The organism is Colwellia sp. SU-HH01217, from assembly GCF_057543495.1.
The window spans coordinates 65,493-78,057 of record NZ_BAAJLX010000006.1; the positions used below are offsets into that span (position 1 = coordinate 65,493).

The window sequence follows — 12,565 nt, forward strand, 5'->3', positions numbered from 1 at the left end:
ATTTAGTTGCAATGAGGTAAGCAATTAAATAAGGTTGCTTTTGTGTGTGGGAATTCATTTGATAAAACCTCATTCTACTCATAATGTCATGACTTTAACGGTACTTAACTATAAAATGATTTATCTTACTTTTATAAACTGTTCTATCTATCAATCGAGAATCAAAATGTTATTACGCGCTCTGTTCATTAGTTTTATTTGTACTTTATTTCTTGGTTGTGCGAGTTCAACCAACTCTAATAGTTTGTATAGTTTAGAAGATGTTAATGCCATAAAAGGAAAGCATTGGTTAGCCATGAACCTAAAAAGGGAAGGGGTGAAAGCAACAGACTCTGGATTGCAGTATAAAGTTTTAAAGCAAAGTACAGGTTGTAACCCTGATCCTGATTATAGGGTTACTGTGCACTATACAATGATGTTAGCTGAGTCGAAAAAGGTTATCGATAGCAGTTATCAACGCGGAAACCCAGATAAATTTGAATTGTCGAAAATGATCAAAGGCTGGCGAGAAGGCGTACCTATGATGAAAGTAGGTGAAAGTTGGGAGCTTTATATACCGTCTGACTTAGCGTATGGCAGAAGAGGTTTATCAGGATCTGTTGGTCCTAACAGCGCGCTTGTTTCTCAAATTACCCTTATTGATGCACGTTGTCAGGAATAGTTATTGGCTTAAGTTGTTAGTAGTCAAGAGAAATTAAATGCTCATAAAACGCTAAGGGGTAATTTTCCAAATTTTATCGGAGGCATCAAGGTACTCTGTTAAAGCTGCTGAGCCATACCAGGGATAAAGCTCGGCTGTTAAATATTTTTCACTAATCGCAGGGTCAGTTTGAAGTAGTGCATTTGCTGCTTCTAGTGAGGCAATATCTAATATAAAAAGCCCTCTAAAATCATTTTCATTTTTGCCAAACGGACCTGCAACAATTAATTTTTTCTCTTCTACTAAACGATTGATGTTTTTAAAGTGCCCAGTAAAAGCTTCATTTCGTTTGTTTTTATCCGTTGACTGGTTTGTTCCTGTTTTAAGAATAACCAAAATAAAGTTTTTCATACCATAATCATCAGCTCCTAACTTAGCCGCTAATTCAGCATCATACTTAGGATTAATATTTTGCGCTAAAGCATGAGGCGCAACAGCAATGAAAAATGTAGTGAGTATGATCAGTAACGTTTTAATCATGTTATTTACCCTATTAAAATTAAATTTAAGCCTAGAGAATAGTAGGAATAATTATTTATGCCATAGAATTATTCATTAGGCGAGCTTTTGTGAGAATGCTCTACAAATAACAGAAATGAAATCTAATGCTGTACCATCATTTACTTTTAATACGTTTAAGATTACTGTTAATGATAATGATTACCATTAATAACTTCTCTAGGTTCTATAGTGAAAAACACAAAAATTTTATTAATCGAAGACGATAATACGCTTAATAATTATATTACCGATTTATTAACTAAATCTGGCTATATTGTCGAGCAATGCTTTGATGGTGTTGTTGGGCTTAAATTGGCTCAAACACAGCAACATCAGCTTATTCTATTAGATAAAATGTTACCTAAACTAGACGGTGTTTCACTCTTAAAGACATTAAGAGAAACGAGTCAGCAACTTGTAATTATGATATCGGCGAAAGGGGCGGAAGAGGAAAGAATACTGGGTTTAACGCACGGTGCTGATGATTATATTGCTAAACCATTTAATAGTCAGGAATTATTACTCAGAATTGAAGGGCTACTCAGAAGAAGTCAATTGCAAGTTAATACTCAAAGTCATGATGAGATATGTGTTGATGGCCTAACACTCAATGCTGGCAAGCAGTCAATAAAAGTAAATGATAAAGACATAGAGTTCACAACAATACAGTTTAAGCTTTTGTGGGAATTAATTTCAAAGCGAAATAAAACAGTGAGTAAGGCTGACTTATATCAAGCCGTTTTAAATAAAAAACTGGGTGTATATGATCGAAGTATAGATATGCACCTTAGTAGAGTGCGAAGAAAGCTGAATGAAGCAAATTGGTTGGGGGATCGTTTACAAACGGTTCATGGAAAAGGTTATTGCTTTAGATGAATAGACAGTTTTTATGGAAAACTTGCTTGATGATAGCAACGGGGTTAGTCGCTTTTTTTTATATATTAAGTGTTTTAACTTCTAAGGCCGAAGAAGGAATGAGCTTTATTGAAGAGCCTGAACAACAGCAATTAAAAGCATGGGCTGTAACCGCAGAGGAGTTATATTTATCGGGCGATAAAGCCGCATTAAATCAATGGTTGGCTAAATTAAAACAACAAGAAAATACATGGCTGGCAATTGCTAGTTTTCAGATTGACCAAATAGCCGGCGATACCATTGACGTAAATAGCGTTGGCGGCCATCATTTTGGGCGAAGCATTGATTGGAAAATCCATTTATATTTTGAGCAAAACCCTGTCATGGAATTTCCTTTTTCTCAAGGCAAAGCGAGTTTTTTAATAAAGCTACCTGAACATATGAGACCAGGAGGGTATTGGCTAACCACTAAAATTATTTTGCAAATAATACTGCCCATGACAATACTCATTTTACTCTCTATTTGGTTATATCGGCATATTATTACGCCACTTCATCAGTTGGAAAAAGCCACTTCAGCTTTTAGTAAAGGTGATTTTGATGTAAGAGTAAGAAAACTGTTAGGTAGCAGAAATGATGAGCTTGCACATTTAGCCTCAACGTTTGATCAAATGGCTAGCCGAATAGGCGAACTAATAGCAGGTCAGCGACAACTAATTTCAGATTTATCCCATGAGTTACGTACGCCGTTAACACGGTTAGATATTGCTGTAAATAACTTTGAAATTGATAATAGCCATCAACATCTAGAGCGTATTGCTAGAGAGTCTATATATATTCGAAAATTGGTTGAAGACACACTCACATTGGCATGGCTTGATAATGAAAAGCCTATTATTCGCCAAGAAGAAGTCGATTTAGTCGATTTGTTAGATGTTGTTATTGATGATGCTAAGTTTGAATTTTCAAACAGAGAGTTAGCACTAGAAACACCTAACCATGCTGTTATCAGTAATAGTAGCCATAAAGCGCTTTGTCCCGCGTTAGAGAATATTATTCGCAACGCATTACGCTACACTCCCGTAGGTAAAAAGGTCGTTGTAAGATTATTAAATAAAAGTAGTCACTACTGTATAGAAGTGATTGATCAAGGACCTGGTATTGCACCTCAATATTTAGATAAAGTATTTCTACCGTTCTTTCGAATAGATAACTCTCGTGAAGCTGGGAATGATAGCTTTGGCCTTGGGTTGGCTTTGGCAAAACGTCTTTTAAACAGTGTGAGGGCTAATTTGTCAGCTAAAAATAATACCGACGAAGGTCTGACTGTAGTGATAATGATTCCTATTACGTAAATGTAACAAATGTAAAAGTAGTATAAATGCTCAAACTAAATGGTAATAATTCTCATTAACGAGATTTTAATGAGAATTTAACCATGTCATATAACCCGAATAAAAAAAGTACATTTCGAAAGACACTAGTTAATGCGGCTGTTGCGGCTGTAATTGCTACTCCTAGTGTTTATGCCTATCAAGAAGACAATGAAACAGAAGTAAAAGCGATTGAAAAAATAGTTGTTGTCGGTGCGACAACGAATACGCTAATTACCCCTGAAGATCTAGAGAAATACCAAGCGAATGATTTAGAAGATATCTTTCGTCACACACCATCGGTTACGGTTGGCGGCTCTTTAGGTATCGCGCAAAAAATATATGTTCGTGGTTTAGAAGACTCCATGGTCAATGTAACCGTTGATGGCGCCCCTCAAACAAGTACTTTATTCCATCATATTGGCCGTGTATCTATTGAACCAGAATTATTACAAAGTGTTGAAGTGCAAGCGGGGGCGGGTGAAGCAACTTCGGGTATAGGCGCTGTAGGTGGTGCTATTCGTTTTAAAACTCAAAATGCTGATAACTTACTTGCTAAAGACGAGAAATTTGGTGGTAAGGCCAAAGTAGGTTATTTTTCAAATAATGGTCATAAAGAAAGCATCTCGTTATATGGTAAAGCAACGGAAGATGTGGGTATTTTGGCTTCTTATGTCAATGTGAGCAGAGATAACATGGAAGATGGCGACGGTGAAGAAATTCCAGGTACTGCTGCTGATCAAACTCTTGCTTTTATTAAATTAAATGCCAATCTCACCGATAACCAAGCGCTTGTTTTGAGTTACGAAAGCAGAAAAGAAGAAGGGGAGTTCGGTAAACAAACAAACTGGGCACCGCTAGCTAGTGATCCATTATTTGAATCATGGGGTGAACGTGAAACCATAGTGTTAAATCATGCTTGGTATTTAAACGATTTAGTTAATTTAGAAACCACCCTATACCAAACTGATTCATCTTTTAAACGCGAGTTATATACGTGGGATGCATCGATCAAAACAACGGGATTTGATATTCGTAATACTAGCGATATGGCTAGCCATTCATTCACTTATGGTGTTGAACGCAAAGTCGATAAAGTTAATTCTCAATCCTATGAAGATTTTGGTGGTATCTACTATGAAGAAGGGTCTGTAACTGGCTTCTATATTCAAGATCACTGGCAATTTAATGATGATTTGTTAATAAGTTTTGGGGTGCGTCATGATAGTTACGAACTCGATCACGAAGGTGAGTCAGCTAAATGGGTGCAAGTTAACGGGGTTTGGGTTGTTGAAACAGATAGTAACGGTGATCCAGTAACGTCAAGTGATGCCTTTTCCATTGATAAACAAGACGGTTTTAGTCCTAACTTAGGGATGGTTTATAGCCTCACTGAACATTTAAAACTGTCTGCAGGTTATGCCGAAGCATTACGCGGTAGACAGGTAGCCGATGCCTTTACTGTGGGTGAGTTAAGCCATAACGACAGTTTAGCACCAGAAAATGTTGTCAACCAAGAGCTAGGCCTAGAATATAATGACGGCACCTTTGTGTTTGAAATATCTGTGTATAACAGCGAAATCAGCGATGTTGTTTTTGATAAGTTCAAAGGCAGAGAAGGTGTTTTCTATGAAAATATTGGTGATTTAGAATCCGTAGGATTTGAATTAGTTGCAGGTTATCAAGCAGATAATTTTGATGTGTTGATTAGTTATAACAGCAATGACGTGGAATTGAATAATGCGCCATTTGTTTGGCCTGATGCTAATGACCCATCAGGGTTTAGTACTGTTGTGTTAAATGGTGTTGACTTAGCTGCGTACGAATATGGCGGTTTAGGTAATGCAGTGGGTGACTCAATCAATTTGAACGTTAATTATGAGTTGAATGACGACATAGCAATGGGCTTTAACCTTAATTATGTTGCTAGCCTAGATGATATTGAAGTATTTCACCGCTCTATTGAGTTAGGTTGGCAATCAGCATTAGAAACTGTAGATAAACCAAGCTATACCGTTGTTGACGCTTATGTAACGTATACACCTATCAAGAACTTAACCTTAGACTTCGCGATACAAAATTTATTGGATGAGTCTTATAGAAGCCATGGTAGTGTCGCCGATTATGGACACATAAGTGGTTATGAAAGCGTGGTAGGAATTAAAGAACCAGGACGCGATATTAGGATCACTGCATCTTATCAATTCTAAACAAACTCTTTGTTATCACTAAATGCACAACAATACTGTTGTGCATTTAGCATTTACTACAGTAAGTAATTTTATGACATTTATTCAAAAAAACAGTCAATCAATCGGGATTGCCATTCGAATCCTTATTGCGCTATTGGGTGGTTTTATTTTAGCCAACTTAGTCGCAATACTTATTTCTTATTTACCAGCAGATAATAAAGTGGATGGTATTGTCACGGGAATGATGGTTAGTTTTATTGTCTATACATTAGTTGTTATGTATGTGTTTTCAACTAAAACAGCTCTAAAGGCAGGTTTATGGGTTAGTAGCAGTTGTTTAGTTGCTTATGTTGGAACGGTTTACCTTAATATGGCTGTTAACTTATGAAAACACGTTTTCGTCAATCGATGAATTGGCTGCATACTTGGGTCGGTTTCTCTTTTAGCTGGCTTTTATATTTTATATTTATTACAGGAACTGTAGGATATTTTGACAGCGAAATAGATCGTTGGATGAAACCTGAAATTTCAGTTGTTGATCAATTTACTCATCAAGATGAAGCAATAGCTGCTGCAGAGTTACATTTGAATGAATTAGCGTCAGACTCCCCGCAATGGTATATAGGTTTACCTGCTTCACGTACACCATTTATTCAAATACAGTGGCTGCAACTAGCGAATGAGACTACTAATACACCAAGAGACTGGCAAGAAAAGTTCATTGATACAAACACTGGTAAAGCGGATGAAGTTAGAGAAACTGCTGGCGGTGAAACACTTTATCGCATGCATTACAATTTACACTATGTGCCTCAATTAGTTGGTTATATTTTAACAAGTCTAGCTACCATGTTAATGCTGATTGGCTTAGTTACTGGCATTGTTATCCACAAAAAGATATTTATCGAATTTTTTACTTTCCGTGCTAAAAAAGGTATTCGCTCATGGTTAGATATCCATAATATTTTTAGCGTATTGCCTCTACCATTTCATTTGATGATTACCTATAGCGGTTTATTGCTTTTAATGACAGTAACTATGTCATCGGTTATAGAGGTTCGGTATGGCGAAGGGCGAGAAAACATTCGGAAGTTCTATGATGAATCACAATTAGATATTACAGAGCAACAATATATCAATTTAGCTCCTGAAAATTTATCTTTAGACACAGTACTTAAAGATGCTGCGGTACGCTATCAAAACCTTAAAATTAGTTATATTGGTATCATCGATCGCGGCAGTGATAAGGAGCATTATGAGATATGGTTTGATAAATTTGAAGGGATCCACCTGGCGTCGGTAGTAAAATATCGTATTAATGGTAGTCGAGTTGAACTTGAAATAACAAAAGAAAAAGCAGGAAGTGCCGCTAAAGTTTACGACTTATTTGAGCACTTACATGAAGGTCTTTTTGCGAATATTTATTTACGCTGGTTGTATTTTTTAGCTGGAATTCTAGGTGCAGGAATGATTGCCACCGGCATGATTTTATGGGTGAAAAAACGACAAATTAAGAAGGCTAACAATAGCCGTTACAATATTATTTCTTTGATTGAACGCATTAATATTGGGGGTATTCTCGGGTTACCTATTGCTATAGCTGCATACTTTTGGAGTAACCGAATTCTTCCATTTGCGCTTGAAAATAGAGCCGATTGGGAGGTGCATTGGTTTTTCATTGGCATGTTGAGCAGTATTGGTTGCTGTTTATGGTACCCATTAAAAAAAGTATGGACTCATTTGCTCTGGTTTACCGCCGTTGCTTATTTATTGTTACCTGTGCTGAATCTAGTAACAACAAAGCATAACATCTTTTCGAGTATACAAAGGAATGATTGGTTAATGGTTGGCTTTGATATAAGCATGCTATTTTTTGGCATTTGTTTTGCTATCGCGGCAAAAATAATTCAAAACAATACGACCAAAAAAGACATGATGGCGATAGCCGAATCACAAAGGTCAAATACATAAAAGTTTTATAAAGAAGGTTATTCAACATGATGATGTTTATTGTAATTATATTAATAACATTTGGTTTTGTATTTTTAAGCCTTTCACTATCAAAACATTACAGCCAAATAACTGATAATCGCCAGAGATTATCAAAGCGTAGTGTACAGATATTAAGGTTATGCGGTTTTAGTTTGTTGATATTAGGAGGGATAATTGCAGTCATTCATTGGGGCTTAACATTAGGCCTAGTTTATTGGTGTGCAATCGCAATGTTAGTGGCTTTGGTATTGTCATTAATCTTCACATTCAAACCTAAAATGTTGTCATTTTTCAGTGATTTATTTAGTTAATCAACTAGTTAGCTATTAAATAGTAATTGATGTCTTGTTGCTTTGTTTGTTTATTGTACTTTTTTATCACCTAGCTTGGAATGTACTGATGAAAATAATAATTTATCAACAAACCAAGCAGGCTTTATCTTTTTGATTTACTTAACTTTTAGTTAACAATTGTTTAACGCTATTGATTCAATTACTGTCGAATTACTTTACAGGTAAGATGAGTGAAGAGTAAAAAATGAATTGAACAATTAAAAATTTTATATTAAATAACAATTGCTTGTTTTATTTTTGTACGAGTGTTCAAAAACTGGTTTGGTATTTGCCTATCTATATTAGGTTCAATGTCATTGTGACATTGATTTTTTATAATTAAATATGGATTTGAAGTATGAAAAACCTAATGAGTAAGTTAGTTGCAGTAACCACCCTTAGCTTAGTTACTACGTTCTCTCAAGCAGCGCTTATTGAGACAACTACAGATATCGTACATAACTACGGCAGTGATGCTGGTAATTATTCACCTACTAGTCTGATCTCAGCCAATAGCTGTGATACGTTAAATGCTGATTCAGTTCGCATATATGATACAAGCCGTGGATGTGGACGCTTTTATGATAACTTTGATTTTTCAGCATTAGACTTTGCAAGTGTTGATAGTTTTGAATTGAGCTTAACATTTTCAGGTATTAGTCGCTTCTCTTTTGTCGAAGACTGGAATGTAAGACCAGGTGCTTCTGCCTCTAACTATGCTTACACAGACGATCAAAGTATTTCAACGAGCTTATTATTTGATGAAACTAATGTTGATAACGATACCTTTCAAGATATTTTAGACACTCAAAATTTTACCTTAATGTTTGCTGAAGAAACGTGGTTTGGAGATAACTTTTATTTAACCAGTGCAACGTTAACGGTTAAAGGTGCTGTTGAAGTTCCTGAACCAGCGCCATTGGCACTGTTTAGTTTAGGATTATTTGTGTTAGGTGTAGCGCAAAAGCGTAAAAAATAGAGCCACTAAAACTTTTATATGACCTAAAACCGCAGATTACCTATCAGTATTTTGCGGTTTTTTTGTTGGCAGCACTGCAATTTAATAACCAAAGTAAACTTAAAAAAACAAGACTACCTCCACCACTCAAACGCAGTTTATTCTCAAGCTTGTATTTCTTTGTGTGTGATAAAAAAATCCTTACCGATAGAGCCACAGAATAACGTTTGATTAGATAAGAACTCTATAGCGAGAAGTTAATTCGACTGATTAGTAACCAAACTATGTATGGGTTAATTGCAATAAAATTAGAGATAAATTAATACACCATAATGCTCATATGATAACTTACTATATTCAATAGCTTTAACTTACTGGAGAAAACCATGCTTGTTGTACATCATTTAAATAATTCCCGATCTCAACGAGTACTTTGGGCTTTAGAAGAGTTTGGTGTTCCCTATGAAGTTAAACGGTATGAACGCGATTCAAAAACCAATTTAGCGCCTGAAAGTCTTAAAAAAATTCACCCTTTGGGTAAGTCTCCTGTTATCACCGATGACGATATTACCGTTGCTGAATCCGGTGCTATTATTGAATATCTTGTTCAAAACTACGCACAAGATAAGTTTAAGGTTATGCCTGACAGTGAAGCTCATCGTCAGTATTTATATTGGCTACATTTTGCAGAGGGCACCTTAATGCCTCAGCTTTTATTAAAAATAATATTTGAAAAAATAGAGAAAGCGCCCATGCTGTTTTTTGCTAAACCCATAGCAAAAAAGATTGTAAGAAAGGTTATGAAAGGATACGTAGGGCCCAATATTATTGCTAACCTTGATTTTATCGAAAGCCATTTAAAAAGTAATGAGTGGTTTGCGGGAGATAAGATCTCTGGCGCAGACATTCAAATGAGCTTTCCGCTAGAAGCTTGGGCATCGAAAAACAAAAATAATAAGCACTATCCAAAAATTATTACATACGTGGAGCGGTTTCAATCTAGACCTGCATATCAAAAAGCTTTATCCACTGGAGGGGAGTACGATTACGCTTAAATGTATTTGATGAGAATAATTAGGGTAAAGTGGTTAGCTTATAAGGATTATAAGGAAGTTAACTTTTCATAGACTTCGGACATACTGTTTAATGTTAAATCTATATAAGTAAATGCGATAAATAAAGAAGAAGAAAGTTTTGAAAGTCTGTGTGTATCTAATTGAAAATATTGGTGTTTTTCATTTTTTATGTTATTGCATGAAGTGGCTATGATAACTACAGCTAACGAAAAAGAGAATTCTCTCATGACAAACCCCTTGGTTTTTCAAATCCTAGAGTATTTAAGAATACAGAAAAGCACTTGTTCTTTGGTAGATTTAGTGAAGTTTTGCGAGCAAGATTTTCATTCACTGATTGAGCAAAACGTAGATTATCAAGTGGTAATTTTTCAAAAAAACTTCTTTGTCATGAATGCCCTTTATCAAATTCAACATGATATTAGTGAAGAAGGCTTTCAACTGGTAATTTCCCCATTAGAGGTCTATCTTACCCCTATTATAGCGAAAGGAGAGGGGGGGATATCTGTACGTGATAATAAGTTGGCAGATTACTATCTTAATTGGTCAAATTATCATCATACTTCTAAAGCCGAAATTGAAGCGCTGTTTGACCACTTTTGGAAAAAATATCGAGCGTTAGATAAAGTGGATGCTGCGCGGGTAACTTTGGAGGTTAATAAAACGGCGAGCTGGGCTGAAATTCGCAAAGCTTATCAAAAGAAAGTTATTTGTAATCATCCTGATAAAGGTGGCTGTGCAGAAGACTTTATCGTGATCCGTAAAGCATATGAAATGTTAAGTGTTAGTTATAATCAATAAAATTACGACTGATTGTGTGATTTTTCTAGCTATTAATAGCCGATGTCGTATACCTTAGTAATACTCAAACATTCCAACTTTTGATGGTAATTACCTTGCTACCCATGATTCAAATTACAAATGTGAATAAAATTTACGAAGGGGGCTTTCAAGCACTTAATAATGTCAATTTAACCATAAAGCCCGCTGAAATTTTTGCTTTATTAGGGCCTAATGGCGCGGGGAAAACAACACTCATTAGTACCATTTGTGGCATTGTTGACGCATCGTCTGGGCAAATTACTGTTGATGGAAAGGATATTGTTTCAGGTTACCGCCATACGCGTGAACTTATTGGCTTAGTGCCACAGGAGTTAACCACAGATGCTTTTGAAACGGTATGGGCAACGGTTACATTCAGCCGAGGTTTGTTTGGTAAAAAATCTGATCCTGCTTTTATTGAAAAAACACTGAAATCATTATCATTATGGGATAAAAAAGATAATCGCATGATGGAGCTTTCGGGTGGCATGAAGCGCCGAGTGATGATTGCCAAAGCGCTTTCACATGAACCCAGTGTGTTGTTTTTAGATGAGCCCACTGCAGGTGTTGATGTTGAATTGCGTAAAGATATGTGGCAATTGGTGCGGCAGCTTCGAAATGACGGTGTAACCATTATTTTAACGACACATTACATTGAAGAGGCAGAAGAAATTGCTGATCGTATTGGCGTGATTAAAAATGGTCAAATTATTCTGGTTGAAGAAAAATCAGCCTTAATGGAAAAGTTAGGCAAAAAGCAATTAACACTCGATTTAAAAGAGCCATTAGCCGAACTACCTGTCAGTATTGCAGACTTTAATTTACAAATACAAAGTTCGGGGATGCAGTTAATTTATAGTTATGACACTACGAAAGAGCACACAGGTATTTCTAATTTACTTCAACATTTATCTGCTGAAGGTATTATTTTTAAAGATATCAAAACAGATCAAAGCTCGTTGGAAGATATATTTGTTTCATTAGTTAAGGAGACAGAATGAACTATTTCGCAGTAGCCGCTATTTATAAATTTGAAATGGCGCGAACAAAACGTACTCTTTTTCAAAGTATTGTCTCGCCTGTAATTTCAACATCGCTCTATTTCGTAGTGTTTGGTTCGGCTATTGGCTCTCGTATAACAGAAATAGGTGGTGTGAGTTATGGCGCGTTTATTGTGCCTGGGCTAATTATGCTATCTTTACTTACACAAAGTATTGCTAATACATCGTTTGGTATTTATTTCCCCAAATTTACTGGCACTATATATGAGTTATTGTCTGCTCCGGTTTCTTCTTTTGAAGTACTGCTCGGTTATGTTGGCGCGGCGGCGACTAAGTCAATTTTACTCGCATTAATTATTTTGGCCACAGCACATTGCTTTGTCGATCTTAATATTGCTCATCCCTTGTGGATGTTATTCTTTTTAGTTGCTACAGCAATCACTTTTAGCTTATTTGGTTTTATAATTGGTATTTGGGCCGACAACTTTGAAAAGCTTCAAGTGATCCCCCTGATTATTATTACCCCATTGGTTTTTTTAGGAGGAACTTTTTACTCTGTTAGTATGCTCTCGCCATTTTGGCAAACTGTAACGCAATTTAACCCTGTATTTTATTTAATTAGTGGTTTTCGATGGAGTTTTTATGAAGTGGCTGAAGTAAGCTTACTCACTAGTTTTTGCGTTATGAGTGGGTTTTTGGCCATGTGTATTATTGCTGTTGCTTGGATTTTTAAAAGCGGCTATCAAATAAAGCAATAAGAGCCATT

Annotated in this window: 13 protein-coding genes; 12 read left to right on the forward strand and 1 reads right to left on the reverse strand. The window is 35.9% G+C overall.

The features are described from left to right. Window positions 1–166: 166 nt before the first annotated feature. The gene (locus tag AC27G3_RS09495; protein WP_487120985.1) at window positions 167–661 is read left to right on the forward strand and encodes an FKBP-type peptidyl-prolyl cis-trans isomerase; all 495 of its coding nucleotides are present in this window, start codon (window positions 167–169) and stop codon (window positions 659–661) included. Between the two features lie 51 nt (window positions 662–712). On the opposite strand, the gene AC27G3_RS09500 is transcribed toward AC27G3_RS09495, so the two are convergent. Continuing rightward, a complete protein-coding gene (locus tag AC27G3_RS09500; RefSeq protein WP_487120986.1) occupies window positions 713–1,180 on the reverse strand; it encodes a YciI family protein in 468 nt (155 codons plus the stop codon). 210 nt (window positions 1,181–1,390) lie between these two features. Here AC27G3_RS09500 and AC27G3_RS09505 point away from each other — a divergent pair, with 210 nt between their 5' ends. The 11 genes from AC27G3_RS09505 to AC27G3_RS09555 all read left to right on the forward strand — a co-directional run bounded on the left by AC27G3_RS09505 (window position 1,391) and on the right by AC27G3_RS09555 (window position 12,557). Beyond that, window positions 1,391–2,077 (forward strand): response regulator transcription factor, encoded by a 687-nt coding sequence (locus AC27G3_RS09505; RefSeq protein ID WP_487120988.1) that lies wholly within the window; start codon window positions 1,391–1,393, stop codon window positions 2,075–2,077. Further along, window positions 2,074–3,411, forward strand: a complete 1,338-nt coding sequence (locus tag AC27G3_RS09510) for a sensor histidine kinase (protein ID WP_487120989.1) — start codon at window positions 2,074–2,076, stop codon at window positions 3,409–3,411. Before AC27G3_RS09505 ends, AC27G3_RS09510 begins: the two co-directional genes overlap by 4 nt. Window positions 3,412–3,494: 83 nt before the next feature. Next, a complete protein-coding gene (locus tag AC27G3_RS09515) occupies window positions 3,495–5,639 on the forward strand; it encodes a TonB-dependent receptor domain-containing protein (RefSeq protein WP_487120991.1) in 2,145 nt (714 codons plus the stop codon). A 73-nt stretch (window positions 5,640–5,712) separates the two neighbouring features. Then, the gene (locus tag AC27G3_RS09520) at window positions 5,713–6,009 is read left to right on the forward strand and encodes a hypothetical protein (RefSeq protein WP_487120993.1); all 297 of its coding nucleotides are present in this window, start codon (window positions 5,713–5,715) and stop codon (window positions 6,007–6,009) included. Next, on the forward strand, window positions 6,006–7,592 hold the full coding sequence (locus AC27G3_RS09525; protein ID WP_487120995.1) for a PepSY-associated TM helix domain-containing protein: 1,587 nt from the start codon (window positions 6,006–6,008) through the stop codon (window positions 7,590–7,592). The genes AC27G3_RS09520 and AC27G3_RS09525 overlap by 4 nt, the downstream gene beginning before the upstream one ends. A 32-nt stretch (window positions 7,593–7,624) precedes the next feature. Further along, on the forward strand, window positions 7,625–7,924 hold the full coding sequence (locus AC27G3_RS09530; protein ID WP_487121275.1) for a DUF3325 domain-containing protein: 300 nt from the start codon (window positions 7,625–7,627) through the stop codon (window positions 7,922–7,924). A gap of 379 nt (window positions 7,925–8,303) precedes the next feature. After that, entirely contained in the window at window positions 8,304–8,924 is a 621-nt protein-coding gene (locus AC27G3_RS09535; protein ID WP_487120997.1) for a PEP-CTERM sorting domain-containing protein, read from the forward strand. 365 nt (window positions 8,925–9,289) lie between these two features. Then, a complete protein-coding gene (locus tag AC27G3_RS09540) occupies window positions 9,290–9,958 on the forward strand; it encodes a glutathione S-transferase family protein (RefSeq protein WP_487120999.1) in 669 nt (222 codons plus the stop codon). Window positions 9,959–10,204: 246 nt separating this feature from the next. Then, entirely contained in the window at window positions 10,205–10,777 is a 573-nt protein-coding gene (locus AC27G3_RS09545) for a DNA-J related domain-containing protein (RefSeq protein ID WP_487121001.1), read from the forward strand. A gap of 122 nt (window positions 10,778–10,899) precedes the next feature. After that, window positions 10,900–11,799 carry an ABC transporter ATP-binding protein gene (locus AC27G3_RS09550; protein ID WP_487121002.1) on the forward strand — a complete coding sequence of 300 codons (900 nt, stop codon included), beginning with the start codon at window positions 10,900–10,902 and terminating at the stop codon, window positions 11,797–11,799. Continuing rightward, window positions 11,796–12,557 carry an ABC transporter permease gene (locus AC27G3_RS09555; protein WP_487121004.1) on the forward strand — a complete coding sequence of 254 codons (762 nt, stop codon included), beginning with the start codon at window positions 11,796–11,798 and terminating at the stop codon, window positions 12,555–12,557. The genes AC27G3_RS09550 and AC27G3_RS09555 overlap by 4 nt, the downstream gene beginning before the upstream one ends. The last annotated feature ends 8 nt before the right edge of the window (window positions 12,558–12,565 follow it).

Coding starts and splice junctions, on each gene's coding strand:
- AC27G3_RS09495 (WP_487120985.1), top strand. CDS start 167: ATGTTATTACGCGCTCTGTTCATTAGTTTTATTTGTACTTTATTTCTT.
- AC27G3_RS09500 (WP_487120986.1), bottom strand. CDS start 1,180: ATGATTAAAACGTTACTGATCATACTCACTACATTTTTCATTGCTGTT.
- AC27G3_RS09510 (WP_487120989.1), top strand. CDS start 2,074: ATGAATAGACAGTTTTTATGGAAAACTTGCTTGATGATAGCAACGGGG.
- AC27G3_RS09515 (WP_487120991.1), top strand. CDS start 3,495: ATGTCATATAACCCGAATAAAAAAAGTACATTTCGAAAGACACTAGTT.
- AC27G3_RS09520 (WP_487120993.1), top strand. CDS start 5,713: ATGACATTTATTCAAAAAAACAGTCAATCAATCGGGATTGCCATTCGA.
- AC27G3_RS09525 (WP_487120995.1), top strand. CDS start 6,006: ATGAAAACACGTTTTCGTCAATCGATGAATTGGCTGCATACTTGGGTC.
- AC27G3_RS09530 (WP_487121275.1), top strand. CDS start 7,625: ATGTTTATTGTAATTATATTAATAACATTTGGTTTTGTATTTTTAAGC.
- AC27G3_RS09535 (WP_487120997.1), top strand. CDS start 8,304: ATGAAAAACCTAATGAGTAAGTTAGTTGCAGTAACCACCCTTAGCTTA.
- AC27G3_RS09540 (WP_487120999.1), top strand. CDS start 9,290: ATGCTTGTTGTACATCATTTAAATAATTCCCGATCTCAACGAGTACTT.
- AC27G3_RS09545 (WP_487121001.1), top strand. CDS start 10,205: ATGACAAACCCCTTGGTTTTTCAAATCCTAGAGTATTTAAGAATACAG.
- AC27G3_RS09555 (WP_487121004.1), top strand. CDS start 11,796: ATGAACTATTTCGCAGTAGCCGCTATTTATAAATTTGAAATGGCGCGA.